We start from the raw sequence: 19,986 nt of genomic DNA on the forward strand, positions 1-19,986 counted from the left end.
GGGGGCAGAGGGGAAAAGATCGGGGCGGCGGCTGGCACGCGGATTGCAGGTGAGGGCGCAACGAAAGACCCTGTTTTCAAGGATCGCCCGATGCGCGCTGTTGCCCCTATGTCCTGCCCGCGACGCCCTGCCCTGCTGGGCGCGATGATCGCCCTGCCGTTCCTTTCTGCCTGCGTGTCCACGCCGCAGACCGCCACGCAGGCGGTGCCGATGAATGCGAGTGCCGAGACGCGGCAGCTGGCGGAGGTGAAGGACAATCTGGATGCCGCCGACCGGATGGGCGCGCCGGTGCCTGCGACGGCCTCGTCCGACGGGGTTCGGCCCCTGAAGGGGATGGGGTTCGCGCAGATCGCGGGGCAGCCCGGCAAGACGACGAACGAGAAGCGCCTGATGGCCATACGCGCGGCGCGGATGGATGCGCTGCGCGACCTGACGGAACAGGTGCATGGCATCAAGATCAATGCGCAGACGACCATCGCCCATGCCGTGGTGCGCGATGACAGCCTGTCGGCCATCGTGCAGGGCACGCTGCGGGGGGCTCGGACGCTGCGCGTGACGCCCAAGGGCAGCGACAGCTATGAGGTGGAGATGGTGCTGGACCGCGAGACGGTGGCCTATATCGTGCGCGCCATGAAGGGGCGCGTGTGACATGCGCGCGCTGCTGACCCTGTGTGCGATGCTGGTGGCGCTGCCGCTCTGGGCGGCGGAGGGCGTGGTCGTGCGGGCCACGGGATTTGCCATACAGTCCGGCGCGGATGACGCGGCAAGCGCGAAGCGGCGGGCGGTGGCGGATGCGCTGCTGCAGGCGGCGCTGTCGGGCGGGGCCTCGGTCACGGGCCATACGGTGATGGACAAGAGCGTGATCACCGCCGACCTGTTGATCGTGCGGCCCGTGGGTCGGGTGATGCAGCACCAGATCATCGAGATATCGCAGAACGGCGGCACCTGGACGGCGGTGATCGAGGCGGTGGTGGGTCAGGGCGTTTCGGCGGAATGCACACGGCGGCGGAACCTGCGGGTGAATGTCTATGCGCCTGTGATCCGGGTGAAGCCCGATGCGCCGGCATGGACCGAGCCACTGGCGGTGGAGGTGACGAAGATGCTGGTGCGGCGGCTGGAGCGGCATCCGGCGACGAAACTGGTGCGGGTGACGGATCGGCCTTTCCCGCGCATGTCCAAGGCGCGCGAGACGCTGGATTACGAGGTGCTGACGCGCGGTTCGGTGCGGATGGACGAGGGCGATGTGGGTTTCATCCCCGTGGTGGTGGTCGATGTTGGCGGCGCGGGGGCGCGGCCCGACCTGACCATGGATGTGGAGATGGTGCTGATCGCCTCGGACGGGACGGAGTCGCGGCAGGCCTTCCGGCGCAGCGTGAAACTGCCGGGATATACTCCGCTGGGGCGGATGATCGCAGGGCTGGAGCCGGATCGGCGGCAGCTTGCCGGGCAGTTGACGGAGAATATCGAGGCGGAGATGGACCACCTGCTGGACATCGAGACCTGCAAGCCGGTGGTCACCGATCTGACGGTGTCGGGCGGAAAGATCATCGCGCCGGTGGGGCGCAATCAGGGCCTGACGCAGGGCAGCATCGCCTTTACCACCGATGGCGACCATTCGACCGAGATGCTGGAAGTGGTGGAGATCGGGGCGAAGCAGTCGGTGCTGCGCCCGCTTGATCCGGGCCGGGGGGCCAAGGCATTCGCCGGGCGGCCGGTACGTTTCGTGGAGACGGGACTGTGAGAGGGATGATGCTTGGCCTGATGTTGGCGGTGCCTGCCGCAATGTCTGCGGGGGCCGCGGAATTCGGCGCTGGTGTGCCGGGGGCCGAAGTGGGGCGGATGATCCGCACGGCGATGGCCGAGGCGGGCGAGGTAGTGCCGGATTTCGCCGATCCGGTGCGGGCCTTTCCGCCCTGCGAGGCGGCGCCTGTGGTGCGGCCCCGGCAGGGAAGCTGGGCCACGGCGGAGGTGATCTGCGATGCCCCGGTCTGGAGCCGGGCGGTGCGCACGGGGGCCATGGCCCCTGCCCTGCCCGCCGCCGCGCCCGTGCCCGAGGAGGCGGGGCCGATGGTCGTGACGCTGGCGCGCAGCGTGCCGCGCGGCGCGATGCTGACGGCGGAGGACATCACGCTGGCCGCTGCGGGGCCACGGGGGCCGGATGGCATTTTCACCAATCCGGCGGATGTGATCGGGCGGCGCACGAAGGCCGCGATCGGCGAGGGCAAGCCCCTGCTGCTGCGGCAGTTGGAGCCTGTCTGGCTGATCTCGAAGGGCAATCCGGTGGTTCTGGTGGCCAAGGCGGGCGGACTTGCCGTTTCGGCCCCGGCTGAGGCGCTGGACGATGGCGGGATGGGCGATGTTATCCGCGTTCTTAACCTTTCCAGCCAGCGCGAGGTGAAGGCCATTGTCACCGGAAGAAATTCTGTAACAGCGCAGACTAACATGCGCTGAAAAACATCCGTAATGACAGCTAAACGGAGGCTCTCATGGTAGACCCAATCTCGACATCCGCCGCACGCCCACGCATTTCGCGACCGGGAGAGGATGCCGGCTTGCCGGTGCAGGGTTCCGCCGTAAGCGGCGCTCCGCCGGCTGCCATTCCTACAGCCGGCGACAGCGTCACGCTTAGTCCGACGGCGGCAGCCCTTCCTGACGAGCTGAAATCCGGTCCTCCTGTCGATCTTGAGATCGTGGCGAAGATCAAGGAAGCCATCGCAGAGGGGAAATACCCGATCGATCTGGAGGCGATCACGGAGAGCCTGTTCGAGAACTATCTCGAACTGGTGTCGTGACGCGCCTTCATCCCAAGACCTTCTGACGATCCCGGAGCATATGCCATGACCATCGGCACCTTCGCCTTCTTCTTCGCCATGCTGATGTCTGGCGTGAGCCTTGTGGCCTTCGGGCTGTGGCGGTCGCGCAGGCAGCCTGCGCCCGCCGCATATGATGTGGAGGAAGCGGGCATGGTGCCCATGGCCGCCCACGCGCCCGCATGGGAGCCGGTGCAGGACAGCGTCGAGGTGGCTGCTGCGCTTGCGGCGCGGGTAGAGGGCATGATCGCAGAACAGGCGCGGCGTCAGGCGGATGTGCTGTCGGTGGCGCTGGCGGGGCTGAAGGCGGATATCCAACACCTGAAGACGGATGTGGAATGGCTGGCGGGCGAGCGCATGATCGAGCAGGCGATCCAGATGGCGCAGAGCGGGCTGGAGCCGGACGATATCGGGCGCGAATTGGGGCTGACGCGCGACACGGCCTATACGATCGCGACGTTCCGCAAGCATTGAGATTTTCCATAATCGAGCAGAAGGGGCCGGACGGGAAACCGTTCGGCCCTTTTGCCTTGGGCGGCTGTCAGGGGAGTGTGGCGCAGAGGGCGTGGCCTTGCATCCCGCCCTTGCAGAGATCACGCAGGCGGGCCACGGCGGCATCCTGTGCGGCAAGCTGATCCTTGGCCGGGATCTGGGCCAGCGTGGCGTCGCGGGCGGCGGCGGCGTTGGGCGTGCCCAGCGCGGCAGAGAGGGCCTGCCAGGCATAGGCGGCGGCAAGGTCCGGCTTGGGCAGGAGTTCGGCCAGAAGAATGGATTGTTCCAGCATCGCGCGACCGTCGCCCGACGCGATGCGGGGTTCGAGGTCGGCGGTGATGCGGGTCACGAGTTCGGTGCGCAATTCGGGTGTGGCGGCCTGACCCAGACGCTGGATCAGGGCATTGGCGGGGGCGATGCCGCCCAGACGCGCGCGCCATGCCCAGTAGAGCGCCTCGCGCGTGTTCTGGGGAACGCCCAGCCCTTGGGAATAGAGGAGGGCGAGGTTGAATTGCGCCTCGGCCCCGCCCTGACGGGCAAGGAAGAGGAGAATGGTCGCACCCTCGGGCGCGCGGCCTGCGCGGAGTTCGGCCATGGCCTCGGACAGGGTCGTGCCGGTGGTCTGCTGCGCGGCGAGGATCGGGGTCAGGCGTTCATCCGTCGCATGGGCGGGAAACGCCGCCGAGAGCGCGAGGCAGAGGGCAAGGGGTGCGGGGCGGGCTGTCATCGGGCGGCCGTGAGGATGAGTTGCAGATAGAGCAGCCGCTTGCGCGGGAGGCCGCGCACGGGGCGTTCATAGACCACGACCTGCGGGCGGGAGGTGCCTTCGGTGACGAATTCGATTTCGATCGTGTCGGGCAGGTAGACGTCATAGCTGGCCAGCGTGCCCACCGGATCGGCTGAGAAGCGGTCGCGGAAGCCGGGGTCGATCCAGATGCGGGCCAAGGCGCGACCGAGAATGTCGGGCAGGTAGCGTTCGACCTGCGCGCGGTTGCGCAGATGGGTTTCGTGGCGGACCAGATCGTAATCGCGGGCGCGGGCGGGGCGGGCGTCGAAGCGCGCGCCGCCATGGGCGCCGTAATGCGAGACGGCATCACGCAGGCGGGCAAGGCTGGGCAGGCGAGAGATGACGGGAACCAGCGCCCGGGACATCCTCTCTTTCATCTGCGCGGCCTTTCCTCATGGGTGTGCTTTACCGAAGCAGGAACGGCAGGACGGCAGGGCAGTTTAGACCTTTGACGAGAAAAACCGTCATCAGGATGGGGGATGGCTTTAGCGGCGGGGGGTTCGGTCGTTACTGGGAGAAAGGGTGCCAGACAGTCGGAGGGCATGATGACGGAGGATCGCGGTGGCGTCCTGCCCGTGATGGTGGGGTTCCTGCTGGTGGGCGGGGCTATGATCGGCGGGCTGGGGATGATGCTGTTGCAGCCCCCTCCGGCCCCGGAATGGGCAGAGGTGGAGGCACCTGTGGTTGACCCGGCGGCAGAGCTGCGCGCGCGGGGCGAGCGGCTGTATGTGCCGCTTTCCAAGTTTCTGGATGCGAGCCTTGGGCGCGGCCAGCCGCGCATGGAAGCGTCGCTGAGCGTGGCGGTGCGCGGGTCGAGCGAGGAGTTGCTGGCGCTGAACACGCTGGTGGGCGGGAATATCGCGCAGATCGAGGCCGCGATGATGGTGGAGGTTCTGGAGGTGTTCGGCAGGACGCAGGACAGTGCCGAGCTGCACAGGGAATTGCCGCCCCGGCTGCGGGATGCGATCAACCAGACCGTGGGCACGGAGGAATGGCCTGAACCGGTGGAGGAGGTGCTGCTGACGGCGCTTGCGATCTATCGCTAGGGGGGGCGGGCGGGCGGCACGCGACTTGCACAGATGCCGTGACGGATGACCGTGACGGATCAAGGCAGGAGTGTGTGATGGCCCCGGAGATGGAACAGGCGGAAGCGACGACGCGGCAAGGTGGCGTGCCGCTGGCGATGCTGCAGGGAATGGCTGTGGAATGCGTCGTCTTTGATCAGGCGGATCGGCCGAAGCGGCGGCATGTCCTGCCGCTGACGGGGCTGCTGAAACCCTTGTCGGGGCCACGCACCGGGCGCCTTAGCGGCCTGATTGCCGACGCCACGTGAGATAGCGGTAGAGGAAGGTTCCCACGATCACGAGCGGGAACCACAGGACGAGCTGGCGCAGGTCGGGCAGGTTGGACAGGAGGCTGTTCGCCGCAACGGGCGAGACGAGGCCGAAGATCAGAAGCGGGCCTGCGGCCAAGAGGAACCAGCGGATGTTGAGGCAGCGGCGGCATGGGGCGGTGGCCCTTGGCCGCCGTTTGCGTTTAGGTGGCTGCGGCAACGGCAGCGCCTGATCGGGCGGCGGGGGCGCGTCGATGGGATCTGCCACCTCGTCCATGGCGCGTCCCCTTAGCGGGCGGCAGCGGCGGAGGCGTAGGCGGCGCGGGCCCCGCCATCGCGCGTGAGGCGGGCGATGCGGTCGGCGGTGCGGTCACGCTCCAACGTGGCTTCGAGGGCGGTGATCGCCTCGGCCACGATGCTGCGGGCATGTTCCGCGGCGGCCGCCTGATGCGGGCCGAGGCTGCGGGCCATCCGGTCGAGCGCGGCGAGGGTGACGAGGGTCTGCACCACATCCGCGCGGGAGGTCGCCTCTTGCAGTTTGTCCGCCATGAGGACGAGTTCGAGGCTGGCCGGATCGACGGCAGGAGAGAGCGGGGCGGTCATGCCGCGCTGACCTTTCGGGCGCCACCCATCTGTTCCCATGCGGCGAGCAGGCTGCCGATGTGATCTGCGCAATCCCCCAGTTGCGGCGAGGCTTCGCGGCGGAAGGCGGCGGCCACGTGCAGGCGGCAGTATTCGTAGACGCGGAAGAGGTTTTCCGAGATCTCGCCGCCCTTTTCGAAATCGAGGCTGGACTGGAGGATGTAGATCGCGGTGAAGGCGCGGTTGATGTGCTGGGTGGGATAGGTGCGTTCCGGTTCGGCGGCGGCGAGGGCGCGCAGGGAGCGTTCCAGTTCGCGCAGGGTGACGAGGATGATGCCATGCGGGCTTTCCACGCTGAGAGCTTCGCCGGTGTCGGTGCGGCGATACTGGGCGCGGGCATCGAGGAAGGTCATCCGGGCTATCCTTTTGCTGTGTGGCAATCGCCTTGTTTCAAGAAGAAAAACGACCTGTGCGGCAGAACTTTTAGGAGAGGGGCGGCCATTCCTGCAGGGTTGTTCGGGAAACAGGGCCACAGCCTGGAGAGAGAGAGACTCGTGCGGAGCGGAAACGAAAAGGGACGGATCGCCGGGTTGGCGATCCGTCCCTTTTGGTGATACGGCACTTTGCCTCAGCGGAAGAGCGAGACGCGGCGCGCGACCTGACGCTGGTGCAGGACGGCGGCGGAGGGGATTGAGGCCTCGATCGGGCGCAGGCGGGAATGGGCGAGGAGGCGCGTCGCCTCGGTCAGGCGGTTGTCGAGCGCCTCGTCATCGCCTTCGCTGTCGAAGATGACGTCGATGCGCGGGTTCTTGAGGTGCGGCGCGGTGCGGCGGGCAACGACGATGACCATGTCGCGGCGCAGCCAGCGCAGCTGGGCCACCACCACGGCGACGCGGCGGGCGGGCATGGTGGCGGGATCGAGATCGATCACCAGCATGTCGGGCGTGTCGGAGAGCAGGAGCGAGAGGTCGCCGGTCAGCGCGTCGACCGAGCCGACGTCGCGCTTGGCGAGCGCCGCCACGAGGCGCGACGGACGGTCCGAGAGGATGGCGGCGGTGAGGGGCTGGCGCATGAAGGCACGGGGGGCGGGTTCGGAATAGACGGGCGGGGAAACACGGAGCGCTTGCATATCGGGCCTTCGGAATGAATGGGCGGGTCGGGGGGGGCGTTCCGGTCTGGTCTGCCTTGCGACTCGCGCGATTAACTTGAGATCAGAATAGGCCTTTTTTCCCTTGTTTCATTGGTTTTCGGGGCATCGATACGGATGCCGCAGGGCGCGGCATCCAGGTCTGGAGGGGTTACATCCGCAAGGATGTATTCACGCTGTGGGTGGGTGCCTGGGCGGCGCAGAGCAGGTTGGCGGAGACCACCATGCCCACGTCGCCACCGGCCAGAAGGGCGATGCCGGTCATGTTCTGCATGCCCGACAGCACGCCTTTCAGCGGCCGCAGGAGGACCAGTTGCTGACCCACCAGCTCATCCACGGGGACGGCGACGGAGCGGCCCTGCGCGCCCAGCACGACAAAGACGTTGCGCGACTGGGTGGTGCCATGCACCCCGCCCTGCGGGCCGGGGAGCGGCTGGATCGCCACGATCTCGTCATTGCCGATGCGGAGCATCTCGCGCCCGTCGGCGGCCGAGACGCGGAAGCGGCGGTCGGCATCGGGTTGCAGGATCATGCGGATGGCATCGACGGGCACGACATAGCGGACGCCCTGCACGCCAACGACCATGCCTTCCAGCACGACCATGGCGAGGGGGAGAGAGATGTGGAAGCGGACGCCCGCGCCGGGCAGCGCGACCTGCCGCAATTCGCCGCCCATGCGGGTGACTGCGGCGTGAACCTCGTCCAGCGCGGCGCTGCTTTCGGCGGTGCCGCCGTCATCCTGATAGATGGCCAGCACGCGTTCCTCGTCGCGGTGGAAGGAGATGTGCAGGCTGCGCGGGGCCCCTGCCCCGGTTTCCAGCCGCGCCACCGCAAGGTTGCGCAGCACGCGGCGGAGATTTTCGAGGATCGTCAGGTCGAGCGTGAGTTCGCCGCCCGCGAAGGAGGTCACGGCCTCGCGCCGGTTGCGGCGGGAGTAGGTCTGCACGAAAGCCTCGAGCGGGCGGAAGATCGTTTCGATCCGGCGGGAGCGGATTTCGACCGTCTGTTCCTGAAGCTGGGTGATCTGGCCGACAAGCTGGGTTTCCAGTTGCGCCAGTTCCTGCAATTTCGTGGCATAGCGGGTGAGCGCCGTGCGGATGCTGGGGCGGGCGCGTTTCCAATCCTGTCCGGCGGCGCGCATCATGGCGTCGACGCTTTCGAAGATGTCATCTTCGGCCAGTTCGGTGAGCATGTGGCTGATCATGGACTGGCTGGCGGCGATTTCGCCGATCTGTTCGACCATCTCGGCGCTGATGCCTGCCTGCGGGATCTGGGCAAGCGCTGCCTCGGGGTCGGCGGGGGCGGCCTCTTCGGTATCGGTCGTGGGGACCAGCATCCGCGTGAGTTTCAGATAGCGCGCGCTGCTGTCGATGGCGGCGAGCGCCTCGCCCATACCGGCCTCGTCCAGCGCAGAGGCGAGGAGGAAGTCGAAGAGCGTGTCGTTGCCCTGGAACACGGTCACGTTGGTGACGTTGTGGACGGTGTCGCCCGAGAGCCAGGTGATGAAGGCCTCGGCCAACTTTTCATCGTTGTTGATGTCGGCGCGGACGATGAAGAAGCGCAGGCCCGCCTCGATGGCCTCGGAGGCCGCCCGGACGGATTCGGGCGAGAGGACGCGGTGGAATTCCTTGGGCAGGCCAAGGCGGCGTTCGATGGCGGAGGCCGTCATCACGCCGTCCTGCACGAAGCAGATGTTGGAGGCCTCTTCGAAGAGTTTATCCAGCGAGGCGGTGTCGGGGGTCTGACCCTGCGTGATGGCGTCGAAGACGATTTCGATGGTGTCGATGAAGCCCCGCGCGACGTGGGACAGGATCGCGTCGGGCGTCTGGCCAAGGGTGTGGAGCCGCGAGAAGAGGTCGATCAGCGACATGGCGAGTTGGCCTGCCGTTTCGATCTTGTGGTGACCGCAGGCGTGGTGGACCAGCCGCATCAAGCGGTCGAGGCGGATGTAGTTGGAATCCAGATCCTCGCCGGCCTTGAGGCGTTCGAGCGTGGCCTCCAGTTCGCTGAGGGTGGAGAAGACGTGTTCGGCGCACCACTTCTGCAGCATCTCGCGCGGGCTGACGCCCGAGGCGCGGGCGGCATCGGGCATGACGGCCTCGACCCCGGCGAGTTCTTCGTAGAGGCGGAGTTCGGCGGCGTGAAAATCCTGCGCCGTCTGGGCGGCGGGGATGCGGGCGGCGGCCTCTTCGACGCGGATGTAGCCCGCGGCCTTGGCGGCGCGGCGGATGGTGCCGACATTGTCGGATACTGCCTGCGGATCGGGGGTTTCGCCGCAGAAGAAGCCGTTGCCGGAGGCGGCGATGTCGGCCAGTGCCTTGGCGATCTTGTCGAAGAAGTCGGAGTCTTCGGTGGCAGCCTCGGCGGTGGGTTTGGGGGTGCCGAAGGTGCGTTCGGAGAGATCGGCCAGCGCGAGGAGAAGGGCGGCGAGGGTTTCGGAACCGGGATCAAGTTCGCCGAGATAGGCGGAAAGGGGTTCGGCCCAGTCGTCCAGACCCATCTGCGTGGCGGCGTGGTGGAGGCCGTCCACCTCGCGCCGCGACTTGGCGGGGGATTCGGCATTCCAGTTGGCGAGGATGTCCGACAGCTTGCGGGTGGCATCGGTGGCCATGCCGCGGAAGATGTCGCGATAGGTCGGATCATCGGCAAGGCGCTTTTCGCCGGGCTTGGCCTTGGCGGCGGCCTTGGGCGCGGGGGCCAGGGCTGGCGCTGGGATTGGGGCTGCGGCGACAGGCTCGGGGGCCGGGGCGGGCGCGGCGGGTTCGGGTTGCGGCGCGGGGGCCGGGGTGGCGGCAGGGGCCGGTTTCGCGACGCCGTAAGTGGCGGCGTTCAGGTCGTGAAGGGTAGCGAGCAGGGCGTTCAGCGTGCCGACCGTGGGTGCGGGATCGGCCAGATAGGCCTGCATCGGCGCGTGCCAGTCATCCAAGCCCATCTGCTTGGCCGCGTGGGCGAGATTGTCCACCTCGCGCCGAGCGCGGGCGGGGGTATCGCCTTCGAAGCTGGCCGCGGCATCGGTCAGTTTGCGCAGGGCATCGACGACCATGTTGCGAAAGATTTCGCGATAGCTTGGATCGTCGGCAAGGCGCTTGGCGGGGGCGGCGGCTTCGGGAGCCGGTTCGTGTTGCGGTTCTGCGGCCGGGGCGGCAGACGCCGGTTTCGCGACCCCGTAGGTGGCCTCGTTCAGGTCGTGCAGGGTTGCGAGCAGGGCGTTCAGCGTGCCGACCGTGGGTGCGGCATCGGCCAGATAGGCCTGCATCGGGGCGTGCCAGTCGTCTAGACCCATCTGCTTGGCCGCGTGGGCAAGGTTGTCCACCTCGCGGCGGGCGATGGCGGGGGCGTCGCCGTCGAAGCTGGCCGCGGCATCGGTCAGTTTGCGGAGCGCATCGACGACCATGTTGCGGAAGATTTCGCGATAGCTTGGATCATCGGCAAGGCGCTTGACCGGGGCGGCGGGTTCGGCGGCGACGGTTTCGGGCTGCGGTGCGGGGGCCGGTTCGGGTTGGGCCTCCTGCACAGGTTCGGCGGCGGGTTCGACCTCGGCCGCGGCTTCGGCGGCGGGTTCGTCGGACCAGTAATCGTCATCCTCCTGGCGCGAGCTGTCGGAGTCGCCCAGATCGGAAAGGAGCGCGAAGGCCGACATGTCCAGCGGGGCGGCGGCGGGGGCTGCGGCGGCAGGTTCCGCCGGGGCGGGGGAGGCCTCTTCCGGGGAGGTGCCGGAGGCGCGGGCGATCTTGTCCTTCAGCCGGACCATCAGGTCTTCGGAGGAGTCGGGCGCGACGTCGGCATGGGTGGCGGCGGTTTCTTCCAGCATCGCGCGCAGGGTGTCGGAGGCGAGAAGGAGGATGTCCTTGATCTCGGCATCCCACGGCACGCCCTGATCGCGGACCAGACCGATCAGGTCTTCGGCGTAATGCGCGCGGCTTTCGACGACCGAGAGGCCCAGCACGCGCGAGTTGCCCTTGAAGGTATGGACGGCACGGAAGAGCGCACCGACATGGGAGCCGGCATCGGCACCGCTGCCGTCGCCCAGCGCCATGAGCGCGGTTTCCATCGCGTCGAGGGCCTGCGCGCCGTCATCGGCGTAAAGGGCCCAGATTTCGTCCATTTCGTCAGACATGGCAGCCTCGTGCACAGCCGTTCAGGGCGCGGGTTCGCGTCCCGGTCGGGAGGGAAGGTTGGGTTCGCCGGATCAGGCCGCGCAGAGCGAGCGCATGGTGCGCGCCAGTTCGTCGCCGGTCTTTTCCTCGAGGTCGTGGGAAACGGTGCCGGAAGGTTTGGCCACCACGCCATCCGCGCCCAGTTCGCGCGCCTTAGCCGCATGCGCCGAGCCAGAGACGGCCACGGAGGAGAGCATGCAGATCTTCGCCCGCGTCTTGAGCTTGGCGTGGCGGAGGAATTCCAGCCCGTCCATCACCGGCATCTCGATGTCGAGGAGGATCAGGTCCACCTCGGGCACGGCGGTGAGTTTATCAAGCGCCTCTTGCCCGTTGGCGGCCTGTGCGACCACCTTGAAATCGGGAAGCGTCTTGATGAAGGAGGCGATGTAGAGCCGCATCATGGCGGCGTCATCGACGATCATCACGTTATAGGGCATCTGGTCATCTCCGGTTCAAATTGGGCCATGGGAGGCATGGCCGGTCGTTTCAGAAGTTGCCGAAGCCGCGCTGGTCGCGGTTGGCGGAAAGCTTGATCACGGCGGCATTGGCCCCTCCCCCGGCTGCCGCGCGCTGGCGCGGTTCGGCATGGGGGGTGGCGGAGTGCTGGGCGACCATGGCCTGAATCTCGGCCATGAGATCGGCCGGGATCGGGCCCAGACCGGCGACGCTGCCTGCAAGCTGCGCGCGGGCGCGCAGGCGGAAGCGGCTGATCTCGGTCTGCATGGAGGCGGCGGCGGATTCCATCTCGGCCACGGAACCGGCGAGTTCGTCGGCCTGCTGGCTTGTGGCGAGGGCGGATTTCGCGATCTCACCGATGGCCGCGTTGATCTGTGCCACGCCGCGCGACTGCTCGTCGGAGGCGGAGGCGATGTCGCGGACGAGGACGTTCACCTTTTCGATGTCGTCGGCGATGGAGGTGAAGGCGCGGCTGGTTTCATCGGCGATGCGCACGCCCGCCTGCACGCGGGTGGAGGCATCCTCGATGAGGTCCGACGTCTCGCGCGCGGCGCGGGCGGACCGTCCGGCAAGGTTGCGGACTTCCTGCGCGACGACGGCGAAGCCGCGGCCATGCTGACCTGCACGCGCGGCCTCGACGGCGGCGTTCAGGGCGAGGAGGTTGGTCTGGAAGGCGATCTCGTCGATGACCTTGATGATCTTGGCGATGTCCTGGCTGGAGGCGCGGATGCCTTCCATCGAGGCGACCATCTCGGAGATCTTGGCCTTGCCCTCGGCGGCCATGTCGGTGGCACCGGTGACGAGTTGCCGGGCCGAAGCGGCGGCGGCGGCGTTCGATTTGACCTGGATGTCGGTTTCCTCGGCGGTGGCGGAAACCTCGTCCACCGAGGAGGATTGCACCTGCGAGTTGGTGGCCAGCGATTGCGACGACTGGCTGAGCTGGCGGACGGTCGCGCTGACCTGACCCACCTGATGGCCGATGCTGTTGAAGGCGGCGTTCAGGCTTTCGAAGGCGGCTTCGAAGGATTCGATGATGCGGCGATAGGCGCCGGAATGGCGGGCGGCGTCGATGGAGGTATCCAGTTCACCGGCCACGATCGCGGTGGAGAGGCGTTCGATTTCGCCCGCCACGTCGCGGAAGTTGGCGCGGACGCGGTCGAGCGTCGCCATGAGGAGCTGGAACTGCCCGCGATACTTGGCCGTGTCGGGGCGTAGGTCGAGATTGCCTTCGACGAGGGCCTCGGACATGGCCTCGATATCGCGGAAAACGGAGCGGAAGCTGGCGCGGACGCCTTCCATCGCGTCGTTGATGAAGGCGGACTTGCCGGGGAAGGTTTCCAGCGGGGCGTCGAAATTGCCTGCGGCGAATTCGGTGATGACGTCGATGATCTTGCGCTTCACCTCGATATGGCGGCGGACCATGTCATTGACCGCATCCAGCACCTCGGCATGGCCAGCGGAATAGCCTGCGGCATCGACGAAGTGGTCGATCTCGCCCTTCTTGTGGGCGTCGGCCATGCGGCCAATGGCGGCGATGAAGCGGCCTGCCTCGTCGCGGGCGCGGTGGTCGAGGGTTTCGTCACGCCATTCGATGATGGCCCCCGCCGGGGAGAGCGGGGTTGCGGCATAGGCATAGTGACGCCCGCCAAGCGAGAGCGAGCCCGTCTCGCGGGAGGCAAGACCGGCGGCCATGCCGGAGCGGAAGATGTCGACCTTGCTGCCCGTCAGGGCGGCGGCGGAGAAGCCGGGGAGTTCGCGGCGGATCTCGCCCTCATGGGGGCGGAACATCTGGGCAAGGGCCGGGTTGACATGGCGGATCACCATGTCGGCATCCGCCACGAGGAGCGGCGTTGCGATGCGGTCGAGCGCGGCGAGGCCGGGGGCATCCTGCCAGAGCGGGAGGGCTGCGGCTTCGGGTGCGGCGGACATGGGTTCGGTCCTTTCTTCGGGGGCCGGGATGGCCGGGGTCGCGCCGTCGTCCAGCAGGTCGAGCGGGTCGGGGCGCGGGGTCTGTGAGCGGTTGCGGCTGCGGTCTGCCATGGGATTTCTTCCTGTCAGGCGGCCATGTCGGCGGGCAGGGCCACGTCGCTGTCGGAGACGAGGACGGCGGTATCGAGAAGCACGGCGACGCGTTCGCCGATGCGGCCGATGCCCGCGATCACCGAGCGGGTGGTGGAGCGGCCAAACTGGGTGTGGCGGTCCACCTGCGAGGGCGGGATTTCCAGCACCTCGGAGACGCCGTCGACGATGAGGCCGATGGGGGCCTCGCCCACGTCCATGACGATGACGACGGTGCGTTCGTCATAGGCGCGTTCGGGCATGCCGAAGCGGAGGCGGACATCCATGAGCGGGATGACCTTGCCGCGCAGGTTGATGACGCCCTTGATGTAGTTGGGCACATCGGGAACGGGCATGATGCGCTGCATCCCCACGATCTCGGTCACGCCGACGATGTTGACGCCGTATTCTTCCGATCCGAGGGCGAAGGTCAGATACATCTCGTCGATGTTGTCAGCCTCGCGCAGGGCAAGCCCGTCGGGACGCGTGGTCTTCGCTTCTGCGGTTTCCTGTGCCATGTCGCTCTCCTCTCAACTCTCTTTCATCTTGCGGTCCGGATCAGGCGCGGGCGGCCTGACGGGTGGTGACGGCCTGAAGCATCCGGGCCGGGATTTCGGTCAGTGGCAGCACGGACTGGGCCGCGCCGATGTCGCGTGCTGCCATCGGCATTCCATAAACGACAGAAGTCGCCTCATCTTGAGCGACGGTCGTTCCGCCGACGCTGCGTATGGTCAAAAGGCCACGGGCGCCGTCGCGGCCCATGCCCGTGAGGACGGCGGCGATGGCGCTGTTGCCTGCGGCGCGGGCGACGGATTCGAAGAGGACATCGACCGAGGGGCGCGAGAAGCAGACCGGGTCGCCGTCGATCAGGCTGATGCGGTAAGTGCCGCGGCCGTGGGGATGGATCGTCATGTGGCGGGTGCCGCCGGGGGCGATGAGCGCCTCGCCGGGGCGGAGGATGTCGCCTTCCTGCGCCTCGCGCACGGAGATGCCGCAGAGGGCGTTGAGGCGGTTGGCGAAGGGGCCGGTGAAGCCCTCGGGCATGTGCTGCACGATGGCGATGCCGGGGCAGTCGGCGGGGAAGGCCGGCAGGATGGCGGACAGCGCCTGCACGCCGCCGGTGGAGGAGCCGATGGCAAGGACCGGTGCCGCGTTGCGCGGCGCGGCGAAGGCGGGGCGCGGCATTTCGGGTTCGGCCGGGGCGGGGCGGGCATCGACGGCGGGGGGCGCGGGGCGGCGCAGGCCGTTCGGGGCGGGCATCGCCGCCGGGTGCGGGGCGGGCTGCGCATCGCGCGGGGCGGGGGCCGCGCCACGTGCAACGCGCGCCCCTGCCGCAGCGCGGACGCGTTCGCAGATGTCGGTCATGATGGCGGGAAGGCCGGAGGCGAGGCCGAGGCTGGGTTTCGGGATCACGTCCACGGCGCCCGCCTGCATCGCCTGCACGGTGATTTCGGCCCCGGCGCGGGTGAGGGAGGAGATCATCACCGTCGGGATCGGCATGAGCGGCAGGAAGTGGCGCAGGAAGGTGAGGCCGTCGACGCGCGGCATCTCGACATCCAGCGTGATGACGTCGGGACGGTCTTGGCGCATGATTTCCCATGCGGCCTCGGCGCTGCTGGCCTCGGCCATCACCTCGATGCCGGGATCGTTGGCAAAGCCCATGGAGAGGACCTTGCGGACCATGGCGCTGTCATCGACGATCAGGACGCGGACGGGGCGGGACATGCGTCAGGCCCCCCCTTTGCGGAAGACGCCATTGGCGACCGGGTGCCATGGCGCGCAGACCTCGCGCACGTTTTCGGTGACGCTGGTCAGAAGCCAGCCGCCCTGTTCGGTGACCTCGTGCAGGGCGCGAAGGGTGGCGATCTGGTCGTCGCGTTCGAAGTAGTAGAGGACGTTGCGGCAGAAGACGGCCTGGAACGACTTCTTGAATGGATAGGGCATCGTCTTGAGGTTCATCTGCCGGAAGGTGCAGACGTCGCGCAATTCGCGGCGCACGCGCTTGCGCCCCGGTCCGGCGGGTTCGAACCAGCGGGAGACGAGTTCGGCGGGGACTCGGTCGAGGCGGTTGAGGGCATAGCTGCCCTCTTCGGCCTCGGCGATCACCGGGGAGGAGATGTCCGTGCCAAGGATCTGGGTCCGCTTCAGAGCGGCGGGGCCCAGCGTTTCGGCGATCAGGATGGCGATGGTATAGGCCTCGTCCCCGGCGGCGCAGGCGGCGGACCAGATGCGAATTTCGTCGCGGCCTGCGAGTTCGGGCAGGATGCGCGTGCGGAAATGGTCGAGGACGTCGGTTTCGCGGAAGAAATAGGTGTGGTTGGTCGAGGCCGCATGCATCACCGCAAGCTGGAGCGCGGTGGCATCGGCAAGGTCGAGCTGGCCCGCCATGTCCGACAGGTCGGACACGCCGAATTCACGCTGCACCTTGGCGAGGCGCTGGCGGAGTTGGTCCAGCTTGTGCTCAGGGAAATGGATGCCGCAGCGCTGGGCGAGCCAGCCGCGGATCACTTCGGTTCCCTGACGGTCGGTCTGCGTCATTGCACGCCCCCGCCCGCCGCGCCCGAGGCGAGGCGTTCACAATCGAGGACCAGCGCCACCTCGCCCGTGCCGAGCAGCGCGCAGCCCCAGGAGGCGCGGACCTGAGCCAGGCGGCCGATGAGGGGTTTCATCACCACCTGCTGGCGGTCGAGAATTTCGTCGACGGGCACGGCGATGGGGCCGGAGGTGGTGTTGAAGACGACCAGCACCGGTTCCGGCGGGGCGGAGGCGGGGCGCATCGGGGTGTTGTAGAAATCGTCCAGACGGCAGATCGGGATGAAGGCGCCGCGCAGGCGGAACATTTCCGAACCGGTATCGGCAGAGATGCCGATGAGTTCTTCGGGCTTCGGTTTCGCGATTTCCGAGATGACGTCGATGGGCACGGCGAAAAGCTGGTGGCCAAGACGCAGGATGATGCAGTCGAGGAAGGCGAGCGACACGGGTATATGCAGCGCCACACGGGTGCCCTGCCCCGCCGTGCTGTCCACGCCGATGCGGCCGCGCAGGGCCTGCATGGTGGCGTTCAGCACGTCCATGCCGACGCCACGCCCCGAGAGGTTCGACACCACCTCGGCGGTGGAGAAGCCCGGTTCGAAGATGCATTTCCACAGCGCGGAGGGTTCCGGTTCCTCATCCGGGCCGAAGAAGCCCTTTTCACGGGCCTTTTTCAGGATCTTATCGCGCGACAGGCCGCGACCATCATCGGCGACAGTGATGCGCACCTCCGACCCCACCTGCGCGGCGGAGAGGACGATGCGGCCCTGCGCGGGTTTGCCGTTGGCGACGCGCTCTTCGGGGCCTTCCAGCCCGTGGTCGGCGGAGTTGCGGACGACGTGGAGAAGCGGGTCGTAGAGGCGGTCGGCGACCAGTTTGTCGATGGCGGTTTCGCCGCCCTCGATTTCCATCTCGATCTGCTTGCCGGTCTGTCGTTCCAGTTCGCGCACCATGCGGCGCAGACGGCGGAACACGTCATCGACGGGAACGAGGCGCAGTTCCGTCGCGGCGTCCTGCACTTCGCGGACGATCATGTTCAGGCGGTGGACGGCGGCGTCGAAATTGGTCAGTTGCAGGCCGGCAAGATCGGAGGATTGCACGGTTTCCGAAACGGAGAGCGAGAGTTCGCCGACAAGATCCATGAGGCGGCTGATCTTCTCGGAGGAGACGCGCATCAGGCCGCCATCGGCGGGGGTGGTTTCGACGGCGCTGCTCATGCCCGGCCTCCTGTATGGGAGGGGGTTCTTGCGGGCATGACTGAGCATTTGTCCCGAAGACGGGGCATCATCCTGGCTGTCCTTCTTTCACATCCGCTGTCCTTGCGCCGTGTCTGCCCGTTTTTTGCAAAAGTCGGGCCAGCGGCGCGGGGGGCTGTCTTGCGGATCAGGCGGCTTCGTCGCTGCGGTCGAAATTGAAGATGCAGACCCCGTCGAAGCCCGTGGACTTGAACAGGAAGGTTTTCTTCATCGTGTCGAGGAAGCCGCCGTGGTTTTTCTCGAAGTTCTTCAACTCGGCCACCGAAGGGAAGAAGACGTTGATCGAGACGTCGCCTTCCTTGGAGATGAGAACGTTCAGACCGGTCAGGTTGCAACTGGGAATGGCATTCCCGAGTGCCTCGATGACGAATGGAGCGGCGATCTGAGCGGCGTCGAGGCTGGGAAACTTGAGATGATATGTTTTTGATAGCATGGACTCTGCCCCGGATTGGTCGGACTTGCCGCTATTGGAACGGCGGGGCGGGGAGGAATGTGATACCGACTTTCGGATGGGTGGACCTGCCCAAGGTCAATTTGCGCTGTCCCGAGCCCTTGTTTTGCAGGGTGTTCCGACGGGGTTCCTGCAGGCGTCTGGGCGGTATGTATGGGCCTGTGACGAAGGTATGGGTCGGGGTGGTGCGAAAGTCGTGTCGGGATTCCGGGCAGGTCCCGGAGGGGCGGTGGGCGCTGTCGGATTCCTTGTGGCGAACCTGTGGCAAGCCTGTGAAACGGCGGCGCGCGGGGCCATTTTAGCGGGGTGTTGAAATTTTTTTGGGGGCCGGTCGGGTGCGTGGCACGCTTCCTGCCTCTTGTCCCTCCGAGTGCCGTTTCCAACACCCGGAGAAGACCATGCCCCTGATCCATATCCTTGACGACGCCTTCGACGCCGCATCCGCCCTGTCGCAACTGCTGGGCCGTCGCCGGGTTTCGACGGAGCGGGGGGCAAAGCCTGCCGCCGGGACGCAGGTCGTGGTGGCCTCGGCCGTGGCGGAGGCGAAGCTGGGCGGCGGGCGCGGGCTGGCCGAACTGGCGCGTGCTGCCGGGGCGAAGTCGATCGTGGTGGTGACCGAGGGCGCGGCGGCCTTTGGGGTGACCGAGGAACTGGGCGGGCGGCTGCTGCGGGTGGCGCTGCCGGTGACGGGTCAGGTTGCGCTGCGCGATGCGGGTCTGATGATGGTGGCCGACATGATCGGCGGGCAGGTGCAGGCAATGGTGGCCGCCGATGCCGAGACGGGGCAGTTGATCGACCTTGCGACGCGGGTGGCGCGGACGGATGTGACGGTGTTCATCAACGGGCCGACGGGTTCGGGCAAGGAAGTGCTGGCGCGTCAGGTGCATGCCGCCAGCCGCCGGGCGAATGCGCCCTTCGTCGCCATCAACTGCGCGGCGATCCCGGAAAACATGCTGGAAGCCATACTGTTCGGCCATGAGAAGGGTGCCTTCACCGGCGCGTCGAATGCCAACAAGGGCATCATCCGCGCGGCGGAAGGCGGCACTCTGATGCTGGACGAGATTTCGGAAATGCCGATGGGCCTGCAGTCGAAGCTGTTGCGTGTGCTGCAGGAGCGGGCGCTGACCCCCATCGGGGCGCAGAACGAGGTGCCGGTGGATATCCGCGTGATCGCCACGTCGAACCGCGACATGCCGGAAGAGGTGCGGGCACGCCGGTTCCGCGAGGATCTGTTCTATCGCCTGAACGTCTTCCCGCTGACCACCCGCGCGCTGTGCGAGCGGCCGGATGACATTCCGGCGCTGGCGGTGGCGATGGTGCGGCGGCATACGCCTGCGGGGCAGACCCTGCCGATGCTGACGTCGGAAGCCATTTCGTCGCTGGTGGCGCATGACTGGCCGGGCAATGTGCGCGAGCTGGAGAACGTGATCCAGCGCGCGCTGGTGATGCAGGAGGGCGGCAAGATCACCCCGGCCGACCTTCTGATCAACACCGCCACGCCGACCGTGACGCGGCTGATGGCGCGGGCGGTCTGATCGGCGCATCGGGGGTTTGAGAGATGTCCGTCGGACCAGTGAACGGGTTCACGCCCTTTGCCGCGGGGGTGATCCGCCCGGACGGCCCGCAGCAGGCGGGCGCGGCCTCGCCCTTTGCGGCGCAGGGCCCGCAGGGGACCCAATCCAGCAGCGGTTTCGGCGCGCGCATCGCCGGGGCGGTGGACGATCTTGCCGCCGCGCAGGCCAAGGCATCGGACAGCGCGAAGGCCTTTGAAATGGGGCTGGAGACGGACCTCGCCTCGGTGATGGTGGATCAGCAGATCTCGTCGCTGGGGTTCCAGTTCGCCTTGAACGTGCGGAACAGGGCGCTGAGCGCCTATCGCGACATCATGAACATGCCGGTCTGAGACCGGGCGAAGGACTGACGCA

General features: G+C 67.4%; 23 protein-coding genes. 9 read left to right on the forward strand and 14 right to left on the reverse strand.

Annotation, left to right across the window (positions count from 1 at the left end):
- Window positions 1–90 precede the first annotated feature (90 nt).
- From TabM4_RS17655 to TabM4_RS17675, 5 genes are read left to right on the forward strand one after another with little or no spacing between them, the layout of a single operon-like run.
- The gene (locus tag TabM4_RS17655) at window positions 91–648 is read left to right on the forward strand and encodes an LPP20 family lipoprotein (protein ID WP_434615392.1); all 558 of its coding nucleotides are present in this window, start codon (window positions 91–93) and stop codon (window positions 646–648) included.
- A gap of 1 nt (window position 649) precedes the next feature.
- On the forward strand, window positions 650–1,741 hold the full coding sequence (locus tag TabM4_RS17660) for a flagellar assembly protein T N-terminal domain-containing protein (protein WP_434615395.1): 1,092 nt from the start codon (window positions 650–652) through the stop codon (window positions 1,739–1,741).
- Between the two features lie 5 nt (window positions 1,742–1,746).
- Entirely contained in the window at window positions 1,747–2,451 is a 705-nt protein-coding gene (gene flgA / locus TabM4_RS17665) for a flagellar basal body P-ring formation chaperone FlgA (protein WP_434622153.1), read from the forward strand.
- 35 nt (window positions 2,452–2,486) lie between these two features.
- Window positions 2,487–2,792: a flagellar biosynthesis anti-sigma factor FlgM gene (gene flgM / locus TabM4_RS17670; RefSeq protein WP_434615397.1), complete on the forward strand. Its 306-nt coding sequence runs from the start codon at window positions 2,487–2,489 to the stop codon at window positions 2,790–2,792.
- 45 nt (window positions 2,793–2,837) lie between these two features.
- Window positions 2,838–3,284 carry a hypothetical protein gene (locus TabM4_RS17675; RefSeq protein WP_434615400.1) on the forward strand — a complete coding sequence of 149 codons (447 nt, stop codon included), beginning with the start codon at window positions 2,838–2,840 and terminating at the stop codon, window positions 3,282–3,284.
- A gap of 67 nt (window positions 3,285–3,351) precedes the next feature.
- Here the strand turns inward: TabM4_RS17675 and TabM4_RS17680 are convergent, their stop codons facing one another.
- Window positions 3,352–4,029: a sel1 repeat family protein gene (locus TabM4_RS17680; protein WP_434615403.1), complete on the reverse strand. Its 678-nt coding sequence runs from the start codon at window positions 4,027–4,029 to the stop codon at window positions 3,352–3,354.
- Window positions 4,026–4,466 carry a hypothetical protein gene (locus TabM4_RS17685; protein WP_434615406.1) on the reverse strand — a complete coding sequence of 147 codons (441 nt, stop codon included), beginning with the start codon at window positions 4,464–4,466 and terminating at the stop codon, window positions 4,026–4,028. Before TabM4_RS17685 ends, TabM4_RS17680 begins: the two co-directional genes overlap by 4 nt.
- 165 nt (window positions 4,467–4,631) lie before the next feature.
- Here TabM4_RS17685 and TabM4_RS17690 point away from each other — a divergent pair, with 165 nt between their 5' ends.
- Together TabM4_RS17690 and TabM4_RS17695 are read left to right on the forward strand one after the other, a co-directional pair.
- Window positions 4,632–5,135 carry a hypothetical protein gene (locus TabM4_RS17690; RefSeq protein WP_434615409.1) on the forward strand — a complete coding sequence of 168 codons (504 nt, stop codon included), beginning with the start codon at window positions 4,632–4,634 and terminating at the stop codon, window positions 5,133–5,135.
- A gap of 77 nt (window positions 5,136–5,212) precedes the next feature.
- Window positions 5,213–5,422: a hypothetical protein gene (locus tag TabM4_RS17695; RefSeq protein ID WP_434615412.1), complete on the forward strand. Its 210-nt coding sequence runs from the start codon at window positions 5,213–5,215 to the stop codon at window positions 5,420–5,422.
- Here TabM4_RS17695 and TabM4_RS17700 read toward each other — a convergent pair.
- From TabM4_RS17700 to TabM4_RS17755, 12 genes are all read right to left on the reverse strand, one after another.
- Window positions 5,394–5,699: a hypothetical protein gene (locus TabM4_RS17700; RefSeq protein WP_434615415.1), complete on the reverse strand. Its 306-nt coding sequence runs from the start codon at window positions 5,697–5,699 to the stop codon at window positions 5,394–5,396. The two genes, TabM4_RS17695 and TabM4_RS17700, sit on opposite strands and share 29 nt — an antisense overlap.
- Window positions 5,700–5,710: 11 nt before the next feature.
- Window positions 5,711–6,025 carry a hypothetical protein gene (locus TabM4_RS17705; protein ID WP_434615418.1) on the reverse strand — a complete coding sequence of 105 codons (315 nt, stop codon included), beginning with the start codon at window positions 6,023–6,025 and terminating at the stop codon, window positions 5,711–5,713.
- Window positions 6,022–6,417, reverse strand: a complete 396-nt coding sequence (gene fliS / locus TabM4_RS17710) for a flagellar export chaperone FliS (protein ID WP_434615421.1) — start codon at window positions 6,415–6,417, stop codon at window positions 6,022–6,024. Before fliS ends, TabM4_RS17705 begins: the two co-directional genes overlap by 4 nt.
- A gap of 215 nt (window positions 6,418–6,632) precedes the next feature.
- Window positions 6,633–7,133 (reverse strand): hypothetical protein, encoded by a 501-nt coding sequence (locus tag TabM4_RS17715; RefSeq protein ID WP_434615423.1) that lies wholly within the window; start codon window positions 7,131–7,133, stop codon window positions 6,633–6,635.
- 169 nt (window positions 7,134–7,302) lie between these two features.
- On the reverse strand, window positions 7,303–11,268 hold the full coding sequence (locus TabM4_RS17720; protein WP_434615426.1) for an Hpt domain-containing protein: 3,966 nt from the start codon (window positions 11,266–11,268) through the stop codon (window positions 7,303–7,305).
- Between the two features lie 72 nt (window positions 11,269–11,340).
- Window positions 11,341–11,745, reverse strand: a complete 405-nt coding sequence (locus TabM4_RS17725) for a response regulator (RefSeq protein ID WP_434615429.1) — start codon at window positions 11,743–11,745, stop codon at window positions 11,341–11,343.
- 49 nt (window positions 11,746–11,794) lie between these two features.
- Window positions 11,795–13,804: a methyl-accepting chemotaxis protein gene (locus TabM4_RS17730; RefSeq protein ID WP_434615432.1), complete on the reverse strand. Its 2,010-nt coding sequence runs from the start codon at window positions 13,802–13,804 to the stop codon at window positions 11,795–11,797.
- A 14-nt stretch (window positions 13,805–13,818) separates the two neighbouring features.
- Window positions 13,819–14,340 carry a chemotaxis protein CheW gene (locus TabM4_RS17735; protein ID WP_434615435.1) on the reverse strand — a complete coding sequence of 174 codons (522 nt, stop codon included), beginning with the start codon at window positions 14,338–14,340 and terminating at the stop codon, window positions 13,819–13,821.
- A 40-nt stretch (window positions 14,341–14,380) separates the two neighbouring features.
- The gene (locus TabM4_RS17740; RefSeq protein WP_434615438.1) at window positions 14,381–15,547 is read right to left on the reverse strand and encodes a protein-glutamate methylesterase/protein-glutamine glutaminase; all 1,167 of its coding nucleotides are present in this window, start codon (window positions 15,545–15,547) and stop codon (window positions 14,381–14,383) included.
- Between the two features lie 3 nt (window positions 15,548–15,550).
- Window positions 15,551–16,360, reverse strand: a complete 810-nt coding sequence (locus tag TabM4_RS17745) for a CheR family methyltransferase (RefSeq protein WP_434615441.1) — start codon at window positions 16,358–16,360, stop codon at window positions 15,551–15,553.
- Window positions 16,357–17,571, reverse strand: a complete 1,215-nt coding sequence (locus TabM4_RS17750; RefSeq protein WP_434615444.1) for a chemotaxis protein CheA — start codon at window positions 17,569–17,571, stop codon at window positions 16,357–16,359. The genes TabM4_RS17745 and TabM4_RS17750 overlap by 4 nt, the downstream gene beginning before the upstream one ends.
- A gap of 166 nt (window positions 17,572–17,737) precedes the next feature.
- Window positions 17,738–18,043: a hypothetical protein gene (locus TabM4_RS17755; protein WP_165047295.1), complete on the reverse strand. Its 306-nt coding sequence runs from the start codon at window positions 18,041–18,043 to the stop codon at window positions 17,738–17,740.
- Window positions 18,044–18,459: 416 nt separating this feature from the next.
- Here TabM4_RS17755 and TabM4_RS17760 point away from each other — a divergent pair, with 416 nt between their 5' ends.
- A complete protein-coding gene (locus TabM4_RS17760; RefSeq protein ID WP_434615447.1) occupies window positions 18,460–19,596 on the forward strand; it encodes a sigma 54-interacting transcriptional regulator in 1,137 nt (378 codons plus the stop codon).
- Between the two features lie 23 nt (window positions 19,597–19,619).
- Window positions 19,620–19,964, forward strand: coding sequence for a flagellar hook-basal body complex protein FliE (locus TabM4_RS17765; RefSeq protein ID WP_434615450.1), 345 nt, complete (start codon window positions 19,620–19,622; stop codon window positions 19,962–19,964).
- Window positions 19,965–19,986: the final 22 nt, after the last annotated feature.

The organism is Tabrizicola sp. M-4, from assembly GCF_051132405.1.
GTDB lineage: Bacteria > Pseudomonadota > Alphaproteobacteria > Rhodobacterales > Rhodobacteraceae > Paragemmobacter.